An 18,322-nucleotide genomic window follows, 5' to 3' on the forward strand; every position below is an offset into this window, starting at 1 on the left:
GTGACCTCCTGGGTTCGGACAGTGGGAAGCACAGCTTGTCATGCCAAGCACCGCCCGATGCGCCTCCGTGCCAGAGAACTCGCATCCCCTGCTGTGCATGACCCCCAGGCGGCCCGCACGCCTCTCGAGGGTCAGTTCCTGGGCTTCGAGGACATGCAGCACATCTTCTCCGTACAGACGGAGGCGCTGTATCGCAAGCGCGGCTGCGACGTCCTCAACCCAAGGCGAGCGAGGAGCCGGCGGCGCAGATCGCCGTGGTCAGCACGCTCGAAAGCGTGGCCGTAGAGTCCGCCCAGTGCGTCGGCACGGGATGCATCTTTGGCAAAGGACGGGAGGATGCCGGCGGATACGGCTTCCTCGATTCGCTCACGCATCGCTTGGTTGACAGCGTCGTGCAGGGCACTGACGCCCTGCTGAGACGTCTCTTGCACCTGGTCCTCAGCTGTGCGGCGTAATGCGATACGGAAGTCTGCGTTCTGGCAGAGTTCGGCGAGCTCCCCCCATGCCTCGACCTGCTCAGGCGCGGGATCATTGGGGAGTCGGGCAGAGCGGATCGCATCAGGCTCACGAACTGCCACATCAACGACCAGGGCGCGGAGCAGTCACATGATCGGCCGGACAGGCCCTCGTGGGTGACCGCGACAGCCGAACACACCAGACGGGACCCTGGGCAGCCCGGAGTACGGCTGCGCTGTCACCTGGACCTGCGCCAGCCGCTCAACACCGACTCCGGGCCACACAGCAGCACTTCCCTGACACGGCGCTGACCTCCCCTGACGGCCCCGCTCAGCTCTCTCCGGGCAGCGGGTGTTCCTTGATGAAGCGGCGGAGCTCCGTGGTGAGGGCGGCAGGGTTGTCGAACTGGACGAGGGTGCGGGCATCGGGTATGTCCACGTAGCGCGCGTTCGGCAACAGTTCCGCGAGGCGGCGCCCCGTGGCGGGCGGCATCATGCGGTCTTCGGCGCCCCAGGCGACCAGTGCGGGGCGAGTGAAGGAAGGCAGGTTCGCGGCGGCCTTCAGATAGCAGTCCCGGTCCGCGCTGCGGCAGAACTTGGCGAAGTCGCGCCGGATACCGCGGCTGCTCAGCAGCGGGCCGTACCAGCGGGCGATCAGCTCCTTCGGGAGCGGCTTCTTCGCCATCCCGCCGAGTGACGACTGCATGCGAGCCAGAGTCGGGAAGCGGAAGGACTGGAGGAGGAGGAAGAGACCTCCGGGAATCCTGCTGGCTCGGTGAAGTGTTCTGCCCTGGATGCCTGGTGGGTAGTTGTCCAGGGCCTCGCAGGAAGTGAGGACGAGCCGGGCGATGCGATCGTCCTGTACACCGACGAGGAGTTGAGCCGTTCCGGTGTCGTTCTGGACGAGGGTGACATCACGGAGGTCCAGGCAATCCATGAACTCGGCCATAAGCGCCGCGATGCCGTGTGCGGACAGGTCGGCGTCCGGCCGCATCGGACGCCGGTGGCTACCGATCGGCAGTACGGGGACCAGCACACGGAAGTCGGGGCGGAGGTCGGAGGCGACCTCGCTCCAGACCGACTCGTCGAAGCCAACGCCGTGGGCCAGAACCACGACGGGGCCGTCACCGCCCGTGTCCTGGTAATCGATCGTCCCTGCGCTCAGCTCGATCTCGGGCATGGCATTGCCTCCGGCTCGGTCGCACGATACTTGATAGATCGTTCTAGTGAGAGGATAGGCATCTTCCTCAGACGCCGACAACGCCCCGCCACTCGGAGGCTCCACCGTGAACGCCAACAAGGACACCAGCCCGCGAGACACCAAGCAGCGCATCGTCACCGCCGGCACCGAGCTGTTCCGGCGCAGGGGCTACACCGGGACGGGCATGAAGCAGATCGCCGAGGCCGCCGGCGCGCCGTTCGGGTCGATCTACCACTTCTTCCCAGGCGGCAAGGCGCAGTTGGGTGAGGAGGTGATCCGCACCGCGGGAGCCGTCTATCTCGGCCTTGTCGCCGAGCTCCTGGATCCGCACGAGGACAGAGCCGCCGCCACCGGCGACTTCTTCACCGCCGCGGCGGACACCCTGAGTGAACTCGACTTCGCCGACCCCTGCCCGATCGCCACCGTCGCGCTGGAGGTGGCCAGCACCAACGAGCAGCTACGGCTCGTCACCTCGGAGATCTTCGACAGCTGGATCGACGGCCTCGCCGCCTACTACGCGGCAGGCGGCATCCCACAGCCGGCCGCGCGTGAGACGGCGAGCTCAGTGATCGCGCTGCTCGAGGGCGCCTTCATGCTCGGCCGTGCCGCGCGCAGCACCGCTCCGGTGCTCGCGGCGGGCAGAGCGGCCGCGGCGATCGTAGGCGCGGCGCTGGCCGGCGAGTGACTGTCACCCTCGGTGCGCCCCTCCCAGCGCCCGTCGGCCATCAAGCGGACGCGCCCCTGATTGTGCCTGCAACCACGTGAGGAAGAAGAGCATCGGTGCCCGTTTTCAAGGCTCTGGCCGCAGTTCCGTGAACAACAGCGCATGGTGCGCCAGCAGAGACAGATGCGCCGATCGCCCGTCCCCCGACCGTAGGGCATGCTGTTGCGGTGAGTGATCCTCAACCAGCATGGCAGGAATGGCTGAACAGCCTGGACCTGCCACGGAGGGCTGCCGCGGAGTCGCTGCGTGCCCGGTTCAGCGCCCTCGGCGTGACCGATCCTGTCGACCTGATCAAGTCGGAGGTCATGGAAGACCTTCCGCAGCTCGCGCGATTCGTGCTGCTGCGGAGCCTGTGGCACGGTGCGATCGACGGCTGGACCGAGCCGGGCTCGCTCGATCAACTGTCCGCCGCGCAACGCCTTCTCGCCGCGGGAGCGGACCGGGAGGACCTTGTTCGCCTGGTCCGAGCCGTTGCCTATGAGGCGGTGTTCGCGTCGCTCGACGAGCTGGACGCCGGCGGCGATGTAAACGTGTCGGGTGTGGAGGCCGGCTGGGTGGTCATGGAGTCGGGCGAAGATGGCTCTCCGACTGGGCGGGCCTTGTCGGGCCTGCATGAAGACCTCCTGAGAATGGATCCCAGCGGGCGCGACGGAGCTGACCTCTGGCAATGAGGGCAGTGCTTCGGGCTGGTTGATGCAGGTCACGACTGGGTGAGGATGCGGGTCCGGAGGAGTTCGAATGAGGCTCGTCCATACATGGCTCTCTTGAGTGTTTTCACCCGGTTCACATGACTTTCGACCACCCCGGAGCTCCACGGCAGGGTGAGGCCGGCGGTGACAGTGTCGAGGTCCTGGCGGAGGAAGCCGGCGGAGCCCTTCATGGGCTTCGGTGCATCCTGCTCGGCCTGCCGGTCCCACTCCAGCAGCAGGTATCCGCGCTGGTGGCGGACCAGGCCGGCGAATGCCCGAGCGAGGTCGCAGGCCCCGAGTGATGTCGGGGCAGGCGAGCCGGACTTGGACGAGTCGCTCGTCTTGGCTTTCGGTGAGCGTCTCCCGGGCCGCTTAACCACGACGTGATCTTGCGAGGGATCGAAATGTCGGTCCGGACCGGTTCGGCGGTGCCCACGCGGAGGGCGGCGAGGTGTTCGCGGACGGCCTGGCGGCTGCCGCGGTAGCCGCGAGCCTGGATCTCCAGGAACAGGCTTGTGCCGCTGACCTGGCCTTGGGCTTCGGTGAAGCGGGTGTGAGGTATGCCTTGAACGGCTCCAGGACGCCGTTGGGGCGGCGTTCGCGGGGGGGGGGGGGGGAGAGAGAGAGGTCAGCAGCTCGTCGAGGTCGGTGTCACGGAAGCGGCGCACGGTCCTGCGGTCGAGGTTGAGACGTCGGGCGATGGCGCTGACCGTCCAGCGTTTCTCCAGCAGGCGGTGGATGTCCTCGTAGCCGTGGCGGGTGCGTTCGATGATCTGGGTACGGGGCAGTTCCGCGGGCGGTAACAGCATCGGGGCGGCTTTGGCGCCTCGGTCACCGTCTCCTCCTCGGCACGTTGGCTCAGGCAGTCGCGGTGTTGTTGGCAAGTCTTCTCCACCGCGGCGGACAGGTTCTGCAGCAGATGCCAGCGAACAGCGACTTCCAGGGCATGAGGGGCGGCTTCATTGACCGCCTTTGTGCAGGCGCTGGCCCGGTCCCGGCAGATGGTCTCGGCTCCAGGATGCTCGGTGAGCCAGGCCGCGAACGTTTCGGAGGTGCGGTCGGGCAGCACGTCCACGACCCGGACGGCCTCGACGTCGACCAGCACGGGGCCGTAGGTGCAGCCTTTGCGGAAGGCTAACTCGTCCACCCCCAGCACCATCCCCAGCACCCGCGGCGCACGGTCCGGCACCCTTGGCGCCGTCAACAGCCTGAGCAGCCGGGTCCGGCCTGCGACCAGCCGCAGGCAGCGGCATAACCGAGCGGCCGGACGGCCGCCGAGTTCGATCGCGATCGACCGCAGCCAGCCTGTCAGCCCGGTGCTGGAGCGGCGGTGGTCCCACTCGAACAGGCCCGGCACCTGCTCGACGAACGTCTTGCGGGAACGACTCTTCCGGTCACAGAAGTACCGGCGGACCCGCAGCCGGACCATGACCCGCCGAGAGACCAACGGCCTTTTGCCCAGGGTGCGTTGGTACGTGCTGGGTATACGCCTCGCCTGTTCCGTCAGTCCGGGCACCGGCCCGGGTGAGCGGTGGACACCGCCACCACCACAAGGACGTCGGTGGAGTCGCGGACGCGATCCACTCGCACATCGATCCCGGGAAACAGCACAGCCTCGACCGTCTTGCTCACCATGGCAGGTAACACCCTGCCGAAACGATCCCTCGTTCCCCTCGCTGACATGGGGATTCACGGAACTGCGGCCAGGGCTGAACTCGATGGGTAGCGCAGGACGTGGGTTTCGTCCGCGGGCCGGGTCCGTGGCGCCCTATGCTCCTACGACCCCGTCCTCCCGCCGCGTAGGACGGGGCGCGGCATGCCGCCGGCCGTCGGACGGGGAGGGACCCATGGGGGAACTGGCGGAGTTCGAGGAATGGGTCGCATTGATCGATGCGTGCATCAAGCCCATCGCGACGAGGCCGGCGGATCCTACCGATCCCGACTGGTTCCGGAAGATGCAGGAGGGCCCGCGTCCGCTTGATGAGGCGGGGATCCGGCCCGAGGCCGAGGTAGCGCTGCGGGACGGCTCTCTCGGTACGAGGAGGGCGACGAGGACATCCTGACCGCCATACGCGCGCTCCTGGAACGATGTCACTCGTTCTGCTGGGCGACGACGCTGCCCTTCGAGCCCACGCTCCAGGGTTTCCGGCAGCGACTGCTGGAGATGTCGGTCAAGGATCAGGGCCGCGACACACGGGACATGATGGTCCACCTGAACGATCTGTGCGGGCAAGCACGGGACGCCGGTTTCGACATCCGGCCCCTGCTGCTGGACGTGGCCGAACCCTCCAGTGACGTCGACAAGTACGGCATGGGTTCCACACGGGACATCCTGCTCCGGGCGGCCGGAAGGGAGCCCGCCGGGCTCTGGTAAGCGTGCGGCATGGGAACGGCTCCCGGTTGCGATGCTCGTCGCCTTACAGGACGGACAGGTGTACATCTCCCAGAACGTCGGCGCAGCACGCGGCCGTCCGTCAGAGGGCCTGAGACACAACTGCGTTCCGGCCTGTGGCCGTCACGCTGAACTGATGGATGCGGACAACAGGGCCCACAGGCCGCAGTCGAGTGGATGAACTTGTCACGTGGTCCGCGGCGGCTGTCGACCGCCCCGGTTGTCGATCGTTGGAGGTGATGCGTTCCGAGACCGTCGGTATGATGCCTAGCACTGTCTGGGTGCTTGGGGTCGGGCATGCGAGATCATGACCGGATGGACGTTCGTTTCCTTGGCATCGCTGAGCTGGTCGAAGCCCCGTCCGTGGCGGTCGTAGTCGACGTCATGCGTGCTTTCACGGTGGCTGCCTGGGCCTTCGCCCAGGAGGCGGAAAAGATCGTGCTTGCCGAGTCCCTGGACGAAGCCCTGGCGCTCAAGGCTCGCCACCCGGATTGGGTGGCGATCAAGGACGGTCCGCCCGCGCCCGGGTTCGACACGGTGAACTCGCCGGGCCTGCTGCGGTCCATTGACCTTGGCGGACGGACCGTTGTGCAGAAAACCACGGCAGGGACGGTCGGTGCTCTCGCGGTCAAGGAGGCGTCGCTGGTGCTGTGCGCCAGCTTCGTGGTGGCGGAGGCAACGGCTCGGCTCTTGAGCACACGCGAGTGCGACAGTGTCACGTTCGTGGTCACTGGCGACGATGGGCACGCCGATGAGGATCTGGCATGTGCCCAATACATCGCTCGGAGGGCCACCGAGGCTGGGACGGATGCAGCTGAGTTCCTCCGCCGTGCCGGCGAGTCGCGCGCCGCCGCCGAGCTGGCGGAGGGGGTGCGTAAAGGAGTCCATCCTGATGACGTCGCACTCTGCCTTGAACTCGACCGGTTCCCCTTCGCCATGGTGGCGACCTTGGAAGACTCACTCATGGTCCTCCGTCCGTGCACCGCGCCTTCGCCGGCCGACGAGGCTTCGATCTGATCGCTGATGAGGTCCGACTCTTACCAGGCGAGAGCCAGTCTCCGGTCGGGTATGCGGCTTCACTGCACTTGTCGAGTGGTCCGCGGCGGCTGTCGACCGCCCGAGTCGTCGATCAGTTGGTCGAGGTTCGAGGAGCCGCGGCAGCGCCAAGGATCTCAACGTCATCAGCTTGCAGGCACCAAGCCCCTTCCCTGCGCCGGCGTAGGTGCTTGAGGCTCCTTTCAGGAGCGGCGACCTCGCCCAGCCATGCCTTCTGCTGGCCTCGGTCAGCCGCCACTCAGCGTTGTCGGTCATCTCCTCCAACCGGCGAGATGGGCCGGGGCGACGCGTAGCAAGCGGCATCGGATGCACGCGTGCTCGTGCACGCACGGCGTTCCGGACGGGCGGCGGCAGTCCCCGAGCGCGACGCGACGCAGCAGGAAGTGCTATTCCAGCTCTGTCCACTCCTGAGCGTCGGCTACGCGGTCCTCGCCGACCGACCGCGGCTGACGACGTCGTTCGACGAAGCTCTGGTGCGCCTTGATCAAGTGCTCGGGGAACACGGTCGTGCAGCCGCGTGTCGCGTCCAGGTTGAGGTGCCCGAGCAATGCTGCCGCGTTGTGGCAACCGGGAGCCGGTTGCTGACCGCGTCCGTCGCGAACAGCCGGCGGAAGTCGCGCGGAGTGAAGTGCACCGGCGCAGGTTCAGCGGCCAGACGAGCGACTTGTGCGATGTGGTACGCGGAGCGCATGGCGATCCGATCGACACGTCAGCCGCCATGCCCAGGCGGGCAGAACAAGTGGTTCGACCCCGCGACCAGCCTCACGACGACCTGAGACCTTTCGGTGTCTGATGCGCCAGCCCTGACCCGTACGCACGAGCTGATCTTCGTAGGTGAAGCTGGCAACCGAACCGTCCTGGTTCAAGGCGAAGCCCTTCGACCATGCCCGGGCGCTGTCGCCGACCTCGCAGACGATGACGTTGGTCACATGGTGGGCCAGTGGGCCGTCGGGCCCGTGACGATGGGCAGCTGCGATGTACACATCGAGGCGCGGCCGGGACTGGTCGGATGCAGGCAGTAGAGCGAGACCAAGATCTCTGGCGTCAACCACGAGATCGGGCGTGCATATTTCGTCGAAGCGTTCATAGACGCCGCCGTCACTCAGGTGACCATGGAGTGCGATCACGTCGTGGATCTCCAGGCGGTAGTCGGGGCTCAAACTCATCGCTAACTCCTGCCACTTCGGTAGGCACGCGTCGGTCGAGGCCAGCCCTCGGCCGCTCCGTGGACCACGCAACTCCATGGCCCACCGCACGCCCTGAGGTGACGTCAAGGCCACCTTGCACCCCCTTGGACGCACCGGAGTGACGGGCCTCTGGAGCACCACCTGGAGCTTCGGCGCGGGTAACGCGCCGCCGGATGTCATCGAACGACGCTCCATCATGTCTTCCTCGGCACGGCGACAGCGGCAGCCCTCGTCATTTGGCTACGAACGTGACCGCCCGGACAAGTCCTCGTCATCAGTGATGGGGTACATGTCGGCATAGGGGTCGGGCTCACCGGTTCGCGGGTCCAACCCGGCCACAAGCCGTCGACGCTGCTCGCGCCAGCTGACGAAAGTGTCTGTCCGCTTCCAGAGGGAAGCATCACCGAGTGGGCAGGCGTCGAACCGGCCCAGCATCATGCGGGTGAGGAACTGGACCATGCCGCAGTCGAACAAGGCCCAAGGCGACTCGCCCCACGAGTGGTGCCGACGCCAGGCCACGACAGGCCACGTGTCCGGATCGGGGTCGTTCATGAGCCAAGCCATCTCGTTGGCATTCATCCCAGAGCCCCAGGGCAGAACGGCATCGGCACCAAGCGTTACGCCCGGGACGCCTGCGTCCTCATCCCAGAGCACACGTAGTCCGACTGTCATGCTTCCGATGTGACACGCTTCCCACCCACGCACGTCACTCGGGAGCGGAGGCAGAATGACGAGCTGTCCGATATCGCCCACGCCGTACGTGTCCAGAAGAGCCTTGTAGTCACTCGGCAGCTTGGTGCCCAGCGAAGCTTCGGCCGCATTCCAGTCGATCCGCTCGCCACCGGCCAAGTCTGCCGGCACAAGATCGAGCAGTACGGCCACGTCAGGATGAATGCCCATGGCGGAGTCCCCCTTGAGTAGGTGGTCAGTAACCATAGGTGTGCGGACTGACACTGTTGCTCGGGGTAGCCAGGTCGGCGGCGCTGGGAACCCGGTCCACATGGGGAGCCGATCGGGCGACCACCGAATGCAGAGGGTGAGAACCGCGCACTGGCGACCTCACCGACATTCCCGCCGAGGCCGGCGACCGCGACCCACAGTCAGAGCATGCTGCCGGTCTCGTTCTCCAGCAGATGAGACTGCAGGCCAACGAGACGAAGGCATCGTGGAGTTCGGTTCGGCGTTCCCAACGGACGGCAAGGCGTTTGAACTGGTGGAGCAGGGCGGAGGTCTGCTCCACGACGTAGCGGAGTTTGCCCAGGCCCTTGATGTTCGGGGCGCCCTTGCGGGAGATGACTGGCAAGATCCGCCGCTTGCGCAGCTCCCGCCGGTTGGGATCGGAGTCGTATCCCTTGTCACCGAGGAGTGAGTCGGGGCGACGGCGCGGGCGGCCGGGTCGTCCGGCCACGGGCGGGATGCCATCGACCAGTGCGAGGGTCTGGGTAACGTCGTTGACGTTGGCCGCGGTGGTGACGACCTTGAACGGTGTGCCGCGTCCGTCGCAGATCAGGTGGTGTTTGCTGCCCGTCTTCCGTCGGTCGACCGGCGACGGACCAGTGTCGGCGCCCCCTTTTTCGCGCGGATGTGGGAGCCGTCCACGCACGCGCGGGACCAGTCGAGTTCGCCGGCCGCGTTCAGCTCGGCGAGCACGATGCGGTGCAGTTGGTCGAAGACCCCAGCCTGCTGCCACCGCTCCAGGCGCCGCCAACAGGCCTGTCCGGAACCGAACCCCAGCTCCAGCGCCAGGAGTTGCCAGGCTATGTCGTCGTGCAGGATGTACAGGATGCCCTGCAGACACAGCCGGTCCGCCACCGAGCAGGCCACTCACGGGCAAGGTCGCCCTGGTCACCGGGGGGTCGCGCGGACTGGGAGCCGCGACCGTACGACTGCTGGCCGAGCAGGGCGCCGACGTCGCCTTCACCTACGTCAGCTCCGAGAAGCAGGCGCAGGCCGTCGTCGACGAGGTGCACGGCAAGGGGGCGAAGGCCATCGCCTTCAAGTCCGACCAGGCAGACACGAGCCGGGCGCCGGCGCTGATCGACGACGTGGTCGCGCACTTCGGCGGCCTGGACATCCTCGTCAACAACGCGGCGATCTCGGTGGAGCAGGGCCGCACGGTGGACGACCCGGACGCCGACACCGCCGCACCGGACCGGATGCACGCCACCAACTACCTCGGCGTGATCGCCGTCATCCGGGCCGCCTCCCGAGTGCTGCGCACGGGCGGCCGCATCATCACGGTGAGTTCCGGACTGGGCTCCCGGGTCGGCGCCCCCGGCCTTGCCGACTACTCGGCGACCAAGTCAGGGATCGAGAGGTACACCATGGGCGTCGCACGCGACCTCGGGCCCCGGGACATCACGGCCAACGTCGTGGAAGCCGGACTGATGGAGGGCGGCATGCAACCGCCGGCCCCCGAGACCCTCAAGGCCCTGGTCAGCTCGCTGTCCCTGCAACGCATGGGTCACCCCGAAGAAATCGCCGCGGCGATCGCCTTCCTGGCGAGCCCCGCCGCGTCGTACCTCACGGGCGCGGTGCTGGACGCCCACGGCGGCTACAACGCCTGAACCCGAACCCCTGCCGCGCGCCCCGAAGGAAATCCCGTTTTCGGGGCGCGCACCGCCAACGACCGGGCGTGCGTGGACACGCCTCGAGAAGCCCGGATCCTGATCGTGTAACGAGCTCTTAGCCGCCGGCAGCGTCGTCCCCTACAGTGCCGAAGACATGACAGCACTCACATCCTTCACCTTCGTGCGCCACATCACGAAGGCTTCGTCTTCATCGCTGAGTAGGCGGTGACGGCCTCCCGCCCACCGAGGGTCCAGGCAGGCCAGGCCGTTCTCGTTGAAGCGGTGGATAACATCGCGGACGGTGTCCTCGTCGGCGGCCACGAGACGGGCGATGACCGGGACGGTGTTGCCGCCCGCAGAGGCCAGCAGGATCATCGCCCGCCGGTAGCGCACGCTGTTCGTGCTGCCCCGCCGGACGATCTGCTGCAGCTTCTGCCCCTCTTAGTCGGCGATCCGGCGGACTTGAACCCGCGGTGTCACCACGCCTCCTGACGCGGGATCGGGTCGATCGATCCCACCCGATCGCATCGGCAGCCAGACAGGACACCCGTGAACCGGTGAGCCTTCCCGGTCGCAGCACAATCGTGTTGACCGCCCACGGCAGGCAGTGCTTGAGTCGGCGCGTGGACAGCATTTCTGCCAACCGGCGGTTCTGGAACCAGATCAGCAGCGCCTACCAGCACAAGCACGACCCGCAGATCGGCGCAAGGCCCCGGCTGTGGGGCACGTACGCCATCCCCGACGCGCACCTGCACGCCCTGGGCGACGTCACCGGCAAGCGCGTCCTCGAACTCGGCTGCGGCGCCGGGCAGTGGTCCAGGGCGCTCGCCGCTGAGGGCGCCACCGTGGTCGGGCTCGACCTGTCCGAAGCCCAGCTCGCCGCGGCAGCTCGCGCGATGGGAGCGGCCCGCTACCCGCTGGTGCAAGGCGCCGCCGAACACCTCCCGTTCGCCGCCGACAGCTTCGACCTGGTGTTCTGTGACTACGGCGGGCTTAGCTGGGCGCCCCCGCACCTGGCCGTCCCGCAGGCCGCACGCATCCTGCGCCGCGGTGGGCGCCTGGTGTTCAACGTCGCCAGCCCATGGTTCGAAGCCTGCTACGACGAAGCCGCCAGCCGCGTAACCACGACGCTGCACCAGGACTACTTCGGGCTGGACACCATCGCCGAAGACCAGGGCGCGGTCAGCTATCAGCGCACCTACGGCGACTGGATCAAGGTCCTGCGCGGCGCAGGTCTCGTCATCGACGACCTCATCGAGCCGCGGCCCGAACCCGGAACAGCCAACGGCTACAACCAAACCGACCCGCCTGACTGGGCACACCGCTGGCCGGCAGAAATGCTCTGGGTAACCCACAAACCGTAGGCACCGCCGCACCGAGACGTGGAGGTATCCCCTCCCCGGTTGGCCCCAGAAGATCCTGTCCCACGTGCCATCCGCCGACCAGCGCTGGTGCCGCTCATACACGGTCTTCCACGGACCGAAACGCGCAGGCAGATCCCGGCGCCAGGGCACACCCGTGCGCTGTCGGTACAGGATCCCGTCGATGATCCTGCGATGACTGGCCCACCGGCCGCCGCGCAGCCCTGACTAATGAGGTCGACACCAGCGAGGTCGCCCTGCGTCGCATGGAGACAGGGGGGAGCCACCGTCACCTCCACCAACCAGCTCCTGGCCGAACTCGCCCAGTCGTGGACCGGGCCCAAGGGGGAGAAGATTCTTCCCATGTGGCCGGCCTGATCCGCAGTAATACCCGCACTCCTGCCCGGACCGCCAGTCCGTCCAGGAGCTACGTCCCCGGCACACCACGTTCGCCGCCGCTGCGCGTCGGCCGGGCCCCGCGTCGCGCCGCCGTCAGCGCGACAACGACAGGCGATAGGCGTCTGCTGGCTATGCCCGACCTTACGAGGCCTCCTCCGCGGTCGGACCGTTCAACAGTTGGGCGGCGGCGCTGCCCGTGCACTTCGCGCCACTTCCACGCCGTCACCTGCTCACCGAAGCCCGCCACCACCTCGCACTCGTTCTGTGCGGTCAGTCAGGTCGGCAAGATTGGCCTGGAAAACGGTTCGGGAGACGGGGTTTGGCAGGCTGTTCTCCATGAGTACTGCTGGCGGCTACCTGAGAGCGCCGAAAATTCTGGTCGTGGACGACGAGCCCGAGGTGTGCGACGCCGTGCTGGACGGACTCGCCGTCGAGGGCTACGACGTACGCGCGGTCGGGGACGGCTCGGCGGCGCTGGCGGCGGTCGGCGACTGGGAGCCCGACGCCCTGGTGCTCGACGTGATGATGCCGGGCCTCGACGGCCTCGCGGTCTGCCGTCGGCTCCGGGCCCTGGGGGACCGCACCCCCGTACTGGTGCTGACGGCCCTGGACTCGGTGAGTGAACGGGTGGACGGCCTCGACGCGGGTGCGGACGACTATCTCGTCAAGCCTTTTGCCCTGGACGAGCTGCTGGCACGGGTCCGGGCGCTGCTGCGCCGCAGCGCGCCCGCGGGACCGGTAGCCGGATCCGAGCAGCTGGCGTTCGCCGATCTCGTGTTGGATCCGGCCACCCGGACCGGGCGGCGCGGACCCCGCACCGTCGAGTTCAGCCGGACCGAGTTCTCGCTGCTGGAACTGCTGCTGCGGCATCCCGGACAGGTGCTGCCGAGGGAGACGATGCAGGAGCGGGTGTGGGGCCGCGACTTCGGCCACGCATCGAATTCCCTGGCCGTGTACATCGGCTATCTGCGGCGCAAGCCGGAGGCCGGGGGCGAGTCACGGCTCGTGCACACCGTCCACGGTGTCGGTTATCGGCTGGATCTGCCGTGAGCGGCGTACGCGGGCGCGCACCGCGGGAGGGCGGGCGCTCACACGCCCGCTGGCCACGCCGCCGACCGCTGCGCACCCGGCTGACCCTCGCGGCGTCCTGCGCTGTCGCAGCCGTGGTCGTCGGCATGTGCGCAGCGGCCTTCCTGGTGATCCGTCACCAGCTGCTGCACCAGCTCGACCTGCACCTGACCCAGTCCGCCCGGCTGGACGCGCAGCAGTACCGGCGCGAACCTCTGGGCGTGCTGCAGGGCGAGTGCAGGTACCTCGCCGCACCGGCCTGTGCCCAGATGGTGCCCGCGCGGCCCGGCGACGACCCCGCCAAGCCCTATCTGCTGCCCGTGACCGGCGGCACCCGCCAGGTCGCCGCCGGGACGCACGGCCCGTACTACAGCGAAATCCGTCTTGCGGGCCACCGTGCCCGGATGCTCACCACGCCCTTGGGTGAGGGCCGTGCCCTTCAGGTGGCGGTGCGCTCCGACACCGTCGACGCGGGGGTGCGGCAGGCCGCCGGCCTGCTCGCCGCCGTCGGCGCGGTCGGGGTGGTGCTGGCCGGTGTTCTCGGCTCCTGGGTCTCGCGCACGGGCCTCGCCCCCGTCAGCCGCCTCACCGCGATGGCCGAGCGGATCGCCACCACCCGCGATGCCCGGCACCGGATCGAGCTGCCGCCGCAACGCGCGCGCCGCGAGGGCGAGATGACCCGGCTCGCGGCCTCCTTCAACACCATGCTCGGCGAACTGGAGAAGTCCGTCACCGCCCAGCGCCGCCTGGTCGCCGACGCCTCGCACGAGCTGCGCACCCCGCTCACCGCGCTGCGCACCAACGCCGAGCTGCTCGCCCGTTCCGCCCGCCTCAGCGACGCCCAGCGCGAGCGGGCGGCCGGGGCGCTCGGCCGCCAGCTGCGTGAGGTCACACTGCTGGTCAACGATCTGATCGAGCTGGCCCGCGAGGAGGAACCCGATCCGCTCGTCGAGGACGTACGCCTGGCCTCGGTCGCGGCCCAGGCCGTCGAAGCGGCCCGCGACCACTGGCCGAACGTGCCTTTCGAGTTCTGCGTGGATCAGGACGCGAACACCGCGACGATCGCGGGCGTTCCGGCCCGGCTCTCCCGCCTGCTGTCCAGCCTCCTCGACAACGCGGCGAAGTTCAGCCCGCCCGGCCGCCCCGTCGAGGTGACGCTCACCCATTCCGGTCGGCTGGACCTTGTCGTCCGCGACCACGGACCGGGCATCACCGAGGAGGACCTGCCGTACGTCTTCGACCGCTTCTACCGCGCCCGCTCGGCCCGCGCCCTGCCCGGTTCCGGCCTGGGGCTGGCCATGGCCCGCCAGATCGCCCGCGCGCACCACGCCGACCTCACCGTCGAGCACGCCCCCGGCCGCGGAGCCCTCTTCCGCCTCCGCGTCCCGTCACCGGCAGGGCCGGAGTTCTCACAAAGTTCTTAGTCCTCCTCAGCACACTGCCGACCGTGAAGACGAGGAAGCTCAAGAGGACCAAGAACAAGGCCGTCGCGCTGAGCGGTGCGCTCACGGTGATCGGTGTGGTCGGCGCTGCCACCGCGTTCGGCACCGGCACGGACCGCGCACGGGTCGACGTGCGAGGGAACCAGGTCGCCGTACGGGTTGCCGGGGGACGAGCGGTGCTGGACGTCGGCTCGCTGGCCGTGCGTGCTCAGGCCGACGACGGCTCGGCCTGGCAGCTCTCCGCACCCGCGGCGGGCTCCCTGGGCCCCGCCGGGAAGGTTACGGTGCACGGCGCGACGGCCACCTGGCGTTACCCGGCGAAGGGGCTCGCGGTCACCGCGTCCGCGCAGGACGGCAGGCTCGCGGTGACCGTGCGCTCCACTCGGCAGGCCACCCTGAGCTGGCCGGTCACGGCAACCGACCCGGCCACGAAGGAGTTGCAGATCCCGCGCGGTGAGGGCTTGTCCGTGCCGGTCGCCGACCGGTGGTGGAACAGCGACTCGGCGGGGCTGGCCGGATCGGAGGCGGGCATGGCGGACGGCCTGACCATGCCGTTCTGGGGAACCAGCCTGTCCGGGCGGCACGGTGTGAGTTATATCGCCGAGACCGACATCGGGACCACGCTGAAGTTCGTCTCCAACCGCGGTCGTCTGCACACCGAGACCGAGCACGCGTTCTCGTCGCGGGACGGCACGGGCAAGTACTCGGTGACGTTCGCGCTCACCGACGGCTCGCCGGTGGCCGCGGCACAGGACTACCGCGCGTGGCTGCTCCGCCATGGCGGCATCACGACGCTGCGTACGAAGATCGCCCGGAATCCCGAGGTCGGCAAGCTGGCGGGCGCCTTCCACGCCTACGCCTGGGGCCAGGCGCGCACCACCGAGGGCGTACGGCGGCTGCGGGAGTTCGGCATCGACCGGATGTGGCTCGGCTACGATGCCGACGGCTCCCCCATGAGCCGTGAGGCGACAACCCTCGCCGAGCGGGCCGGCTACCTGGTCGGACCGTACGACTCCTGGGCCAACGCGCAGGATCCCGCCACGGCCGACACCCCGGTGTCGAAATGGCCCGCCCCGGTGTGGCAGGACGCCTGTGTGCACCGAGCCGACGGCAGGATCGTCACCGGTTTCGGCGGCCGAGGCTGCTATGTGAGCTCCGAGGCACTTCGGCGCGCCGAACCGTCCCGGCACCATCTGGCCGACCGCACCCGGGAGATGACCGCGTCGGGCGCCGACAGTTACTTCCTGGACGTCGACGCGGACGGTGAGCTGTTCACCGACCACTCACCGGCGCACCCGATGACCCAGGCACAGGACCGCCGGAACCGGCTGCGGCGCATGGCGTGGCTGTCGGGCGACCGCAAGCTGGTGCTGGGCTCGGAGAGCGCCGGTTCCTGGGCGAACGGGGTGCTGTCCTTCAGCCACGGCTCCGGCACCCCCGTCGACGACCGACTGTGGGCGCTGGAGCGGGACCGGCAGAACTGGGGCGGATACGCGCCGGGCACCGCGCCCGCGGTCTTCTTCAAGCCGGTCCACCTCCCGGCCGACGTCGCGAAGACGATGTACGACCCGAGGTACCGGGTGCCGCTCTACCAGACGGTGCTGCACGACTCCGTCATCAGTACCGAACGCTGGGAGCTGTCCTGGTCGAAGCTGCCGGACCAGAGCCGCACCCGAGCCCTGCTGGCGATGCTCTACAACGTGCCCCTCAACCTCGTGCTGAGCCAGTCCGAACTCGATCAACACGGCCGGCAGATCGCCCGGTTGCAGCGGTACTTCGAGCCGCTGCACAAGACGGCGATGACCGAGCCGATGACCGGCTTCCGCCGGCTGACGTCCGACGGTCTGGTGCAGCGGACAACCTTCGGCGACCACGCGCTGACCGTCACCGCCAACTTCTCCACCACGGCTCACAACGGGCTGCCGGGAGGCTGCGTCGACGCGGTGGTCCACGGAGGCAAGCCGCGACGGCTCTGTCCGGCCGGGCTGTGAGAGGCGCTCTGGTCACGGGCCCGCAGTCCTGTGCGGGCCGTGGCCGACCGAGCGGCCTCGGTGACGGCGAGCCGGCACACCCGCGGACGCTCAGTCCTGCGGATACCGTCGTTGCTGCTCTGCTGTGTCAGCACGGCGGGGTTGGGGGCGGCCCTTTGGCTGTGCGCTCTGGTACAGGCCGCCCCGACAGCCCGGCCGCATTCCGAACGATCCCAGCGGCAGGGGAGCCGGTGTCCCCCTCCGCCCGGGCCGCTCCGGCGGTGACGTGACAGCAGGTGGTGAGGGAGCCGACCGGCGGGTTGGCCGCCAGCGCCCGCCGAGTCGCCGTGGGCCGGGCGCCGGGCGGAGGAGAGCCCGGCCGGTAGGAGGCGTGGACGTCTGTCACTACCTGGTGCCAGGCTGCCCAGCGGCGGGGCAGTCGTCCGCTGCCGGGCAAGGGTCATCCCAGTATTTCGAACCAGAAAGCTGCCCAGGCACGGAGAGGCGGGCCGCCCGCACGGTTCCTCGTAAGACACCTCCGCCTGCGGCCGGACGCGTCAGAACAGACAACGCAACTGTGCCCTCACCCGGACCACAGACTCACCCGAAACCCCGATGCGCAGACGCTCCGTCGGGGTTTCGCCGTTGTCGCACCAGTACGGTCACAACACGGCCACAGCGACTCCACAGCGCCCCAACGCGGCTGATGATGCTTCCTCAGCACTAAAGCCACCCCGGGGGAGACCATGAACGCCCGTACAGCCGCCTGCACCGCCCTGCTCGCCCTCACCGCCGCCCTCACTGCCTGCAGCAGCTCCAGCGACGCCAAGGGCGACCCTGCCGCGTGCAAGGCCGCCATGACCAAGCAGTTCGCCGACGCAGTGAAGGCCGGCAGCGAGGCCACCCCCGACGATCGGCCCGACGCGTGCAACGGTGTGGACGACGAGACCATCCAGAAGTACGCCACCGAGATCATGCAGAAGCAGATCGACGACGCCACCAAGGAGGGCCTGAAGGACCTGGAGACCATGCAGCCGTGAGCTGAGGGGGCGCTCGTGGCCGGCAACCCCCGCAACGGGCGTCCCTACCGCAGGCCGGTGCGGGTTTGGGAAAACCAGGGATTGCGAAGGTCCGTCCTGCTGATCTTGCATACCTCTTGGGCGCTCAGCGGCCGAGCGATTCGGGCTCGGGCCGCTTTCGTTGCCCCTCGGGGGTGAAGATGAAGGCTTCGTCGAAAGGCGCGTCTCCGAAGCGGACAGCAAGCAGAACAGGTTCCTCAAGCTCGGGCTACGTGGACTCGGGGGCCGGGGTGCTGCCATTCCAGAGATGGAAGAACACCATGGGCTCGTCGGGGTTCTCGCCCAGGTAGCCGAGCGTCTTGCTGTACAGCGGACTGGTCTCTCCGCACAGGATGGACGGGTGGCCCAACTCGGAGATGACATCTGCCCACGAGCGGTCCGCCTGCGCCCACGGGCGCACTCTGGCCCGCAGAGCGTGAAATTCGCCAGCCGGCACCGGTGCTGGTCCAGGCCCCTCGACTCGCCCCGGCGCGCTCCTCTTCAGCCAATGCCTCGGGCTGGCGTTCCACGAACAGCAGGTGATCCATCAGCATCCGCAGGGCCGCGTCATGCTGTGAGAACATGCCGGGACGGCGCAGGGCAGAGTTCAACTGGTCGATGAGATAGGCATATCTCATCGACACCCGCCAGTGATCTAGGGCCTGTGTGAGGTCGTGATCATTCTCGGGTTCTGGTCCCATGCGGGGGTGGGACCTGGTAGGACGCTGGGTGTGACACGTACGCAACTCA

The 18,322-nt window shown here is 68.5% G+C and carries 19 protein-coding genes and 2 pseudogenes; 11 read left to right on the forward strand and 10 right to left on the reverse strand.

What is annotated here, in order from left to right:
- Window positions 1-632: 632 nt before the first annotated feature.
- Entirely contained in the window at window positions 633-767 is a 135-nt protein-coding gene (locus AC07C1_RS38310; RefSeq protein WP_478946754.1) for a DUF6207 family protein, read from the forward strand.
- Between the two features lie 19 nt (window positions 768-786).
- On the opposite strand, the gene AC07C1_RS38315 is transcribed toward AC07C1_RS38310, so the two are convergent.
- A complete protein-coding gene (locus AC07C1_RS38315) occupies window positions 787-1,635 on the reverse strand; it encodes an alpha/beta fold hydrolase (RefSeq protein WP_478946755.1) in 849 nt (282 codons plus the stop codon).
- Window positions 1,636-1,741: 106 nt separating this feature from the next.
- On the opposite strand from AC07C1_RS38315, the gene AC07C1_RS38320 reads away from it, so the two are divergent.
- A complete protein-coding gene (locus AC07C1_RS38320) occupies window positions 1,742-2,341 on the forward strand; it encodes a TetR/AcrR family transcriptional regulator (protein ID WP_478946756.1) in 600 nt (199 codons plus the stop codon).
- Between the two features lie 206 nt (window positions 2,342-2,547).
- Complete coding sequence (locus AC07C1_RS38325) at window positions 2,548-3,051, forward strand: hypothetical protein (RefSeq protein ID WP_478946757.1); 504 nt, start codon at window positions 2,548-2,550, stop codon at window positions 3,049-3,051.
- A gap of 29 nt (window positions 3,052-3,080) precedes the next feature.
- Here AC07C1_RS38325 and AC07C1_RS38330 read toward each other — a convergent pair whose 3' ends face one another.
- Complete coding sequence (locus tag AC07C1_RS38330) at window positions 3,081-3,449, reverse strand: transposase (protein ID WP_478946758.1); 369 nt, start codon at window positions 3,447-3,449, stop codon at window positions 3,081-3,083.
- Between the two features lie 248 nt (window positions 3,450-3,697).
- The gene (locus AC07C1_RS38335) at window positions 3,698-4,498 is read right to left on the reverse strand and encodes a transposase (protein WP_478946759.1); all 801 of its coding nucleotides are present in this window, start codon (window positions 4,496-4,498) and stop codon (window positions 3,698-3,700) included.
- A 735-nt stretch (window positions 4,499-5,233) separates the two neighbouring features.
- Here AC07C1_RS38335 and AC07C1_RS38340 point away from each other — a divergent pair.
- Together AC07C1_RS38340 and AC07C1_RS38345 are read left to right on the forward strand one after the other, a co-directional pair.
- Window positions 5,234-5,443, forward strand: coding sequence for a hypothetical protein (locus tag AC07C1_RS38340; RefSeq protein WP_478946760.1), 210 nt, complete (start codon window positions 5,234-5,236; stop codon window positions 5,441-5,443).
- A 333-nt stretch (window positions 5,444-5,776) separates the two neighbouring features.
- Window positions 5,777-6,478: a 2-phosphosulfolactate phosphatase gene (locus tag AC07C1_RS38345; protein WP_478946761.1), complete on the forward strand. Its 702-nt coding sequence runs from the start codon at window positions 5,777-5,779 to the stop codon at window positions 6,476-6,478.
- Window positions 6,479-7,161: 683 nt separating this feature from the next.
- Here the strand turns inward: AC07C1_RS38345 and AC07C1_RS38350 are convergent.
- The 4 genes from AC07C1_RS38350 to AC07C1_RS38365 form a co-directional block, all read right to left on the reverse strand.
- Window positions 7,162-7,683, reverse strand: a complete 522-nt coding sequence (locus tag AC07C1_RS38350) for a nuclear transport factor 2 family protein (RefSeq protein WP_478946762.1) — start codon at window positions 7,681-7,683, stop codon at window positions 7,162-7,164.
- A 261-nt stretch (window positions 7,684-7,944) separates the two neighbouring features.
- On the reverse strand, window positions 7,945-8,604 hold the full coding sequence (locus AC07C1_RS38355) for an SMI1/KNR4 family protein (RefSeq protein ID WP_478946763.1): 660 nt from the start codon (window positions 8,602-8,604) through the stop codon (window positions 7,945-7,947).
- A gap of 25 nt (window positions 8,605-8,629) precedes the next feature.
- Entirely contained in the window at window positions 8,630-9,307 is a 678-nt protein-coding gene (locus AC07C1_RS38360) for an IS5 family transposase (RefSeq protein ID WP_478946764.1), read from the reverse strand.
- Window positions 9,211-9,528 (reverse strand): transposase, encoded by a 318-nt coding sequence (locus tag AC07C1_RS38365; protein WP_478946771.1) that lies wholly within the window; start codon window positions 9,526-9,528, stop codon window positions 9,211-9,213. Before AC07C1_RS38365 ends, AC07C1_RS38360 begins: the two co-directional genes overlap by 97 nt.
- Window positions 9,529-9,545: 17 nt before the next feature.
- On the opposite strand from AC07C1_RS38365, the gene AC07C1_RS38370 reads away from it, so the two are divergent.
- Window positions 9,546-10,271: an SDR family NAD(P)-dependent oxidoreductase gene (locus tag AC07C1_RS38370; RefSeq protein ID WP_478946772.1), complete on the forward strand. Its 726-nt coding sequence runs from the start codon at window positions 9,546-9,548 to the stop codon at window positions 10,269-10,271.
- 192 nt (window positions 10,272-10,463) lie between these two features.
- Here AC07C1_RS38370 and AC07C1_RS38375 read toward each other — a convergent pair.
- Window positions 10,464-10,703: pseudogene (locus AC07C1_RS38375) on the reverse strand (helix-turn-helix domain-containing protein); the annotation flags it as partial.
- A gap of 194 nt (window positions 10,704-10,897) precedes the next feature.
- On the opposite strand from AC07C1_RS38375, the gene AC07C1_RS38380 reads away from it, so the two are divergent.
- Window positions 10,898-11,638, forward strand: a complete 741-nt coding sequence (locus AC07C1_RS38380; RefSeq protein ID WP_478946765.1) for a class I SAM-dependent methyltransferase — start codon at window positions 10,898-10,900, stop codon at window positions 11,636-11,638.
- A 51-nt stretch (window positions 11,639-11,689) separates the two neighbouring features.
- Here the strand turns inward: AC07C1_RS38380 and AC07C1_RS38385 are convergent.
- A pseudogene (locus AC07C1_RS38385) lies at window positions 11,690-11,854 on the reverse strand (transposase); the annotation flags it as partial.
- Window positions 11,855-12,370: 516 nt separating this feature from the next.
- Between AC07C1_RS38385 and AC07C1_RS38390 the strand changes: the two are divergent.
- From AC07C1_RS38390 to AC07C1_RS38405, 4 genes are all read left to right on the forward strand, one after another.
- On the forward strand, window positions 12,371-13,084 hold the full coding sequence (locus AC07C1_RS38390; protein ID WP_478946766.1) for a response regulator transcription factor: 714 nt from the start codon (window positions 12,371-12,373) through the stop codon (window positions 13,082-13,084).
- A complete protein-coding gene (locus AC07C1_RS38395) occupies window positions 13,081-14,526 on the forward strand; it encodes a sensor histidine kinase (RefSeq protein WP_478946767.1) in 1,446 nt (481 codons plus the stop codon). Before AC07C1_RS38390 ends, AC07C1_RS38395 begins: the two co-directional genes overlap by 4 nt.
- A gap of 23 nt (window positions 14,527-14,549) precedes the next feature.
- Complete coding sequence (locus tag AC07C1_RS38400) at window positions 14,550-16,535, forward strand: glycoside hydrolase (RefSeq protein WP_478946768.1); 1,986 nt, start codon at window positions 14,550-14,552, stop codon at window positions 16,533-16,535.
- Between the two features lie 725 nt (window positions 16,536-17,260).
- Window positions 17,261-17,554 carry a hypothetical protein gene (locus AC07C1_RS38405; protein ID WP_478946769.1) on the forward strand — a complete coding sequence of 98 codons (294 nt, stop codon included), beginning with the start codon at window positions 17,261-17,263 and terminating at the stop codon, window positions 17,552-17,554.
- 247 nt (window positions 17,555-17,801) lie between these two features.
- On the opposite strand, the gene AC07C1_RS38410 is transcribed toward AC07C1_RS38405, so the two are convergent.
- On the reverse strand, window positions 17,802-17,942 hold the full coding sequence (locus AC07C1_RS38410; protein ID WP_478946770.1) for a hypothetical protein: 141 nt from the start codon (window positions 17,940-17,942) through the stop codon (window positions 17,802-17,804).
- Between the last annotated feature and the right edge of the window lie 380 nt (window positions 17,943-18,322).

Source organism: Streptomyces sp. NPDC045022 (assembly GCF_056432605.1).

Coding starts and splice junctions, on each gene's coding strand:
- AC07C1_RS38355 (WP_478946763.1), bottom strand. CDS start 8,604: ATGGGCATTCATCCTGACGTGGCCGTACTGCTCGATCTTGTGCCGGCA.
- AC07C1_RS38345 (WP_478946761.1), top strand. CDS start 5,777: ATGGACGTTCGTTTCCTTGGCATCGCTGAGCTGGTCGAAGCCCCGTCC.
- AC07C1_RS38350 (WP_478946762.1), bottom strand. CDS start 7,683: ATGAGTTTGAGCCCCGACTACCGCCTGGAGATCCACGACGTGATCGCA.
- AC07C1_RS38335 (WP_478946759.1), bottom strand. CDS start 4,498: ATGGTCCGGCTGCGGGTCCGCCGGTACTTCTGTGACCGGAAGAGTCGT.
- AC07C1_RS38315 (WP_478946755.1), bottom strand. CDS start 1,635: ATGCCCGAGATCGAGCTGAGCGCAGGGACGATCGATTACCAGGACACG.
- AC07C1_RS38340 (WP_478946760.1), top strand. CDS start 5,234: ATGTCGGTCAAGGATCAGGGCCGCGACACACGGGACATGATGGTCCAC.
- AC07C1_RS38405 (WP_478946769.1), top strand. CDS start 17,261: ATGAACGCCCGTACAGCCGCCTGCACCGCCCTGCTCGCCCTCACCGCC.
- AC07C1_RS38390 (WP_478946766.1), top strand. CDS start 12,371: ATGAGTACTGCTGGCGGCTACCTGAGAGCGCCGAAAATTCTGGTCGTG.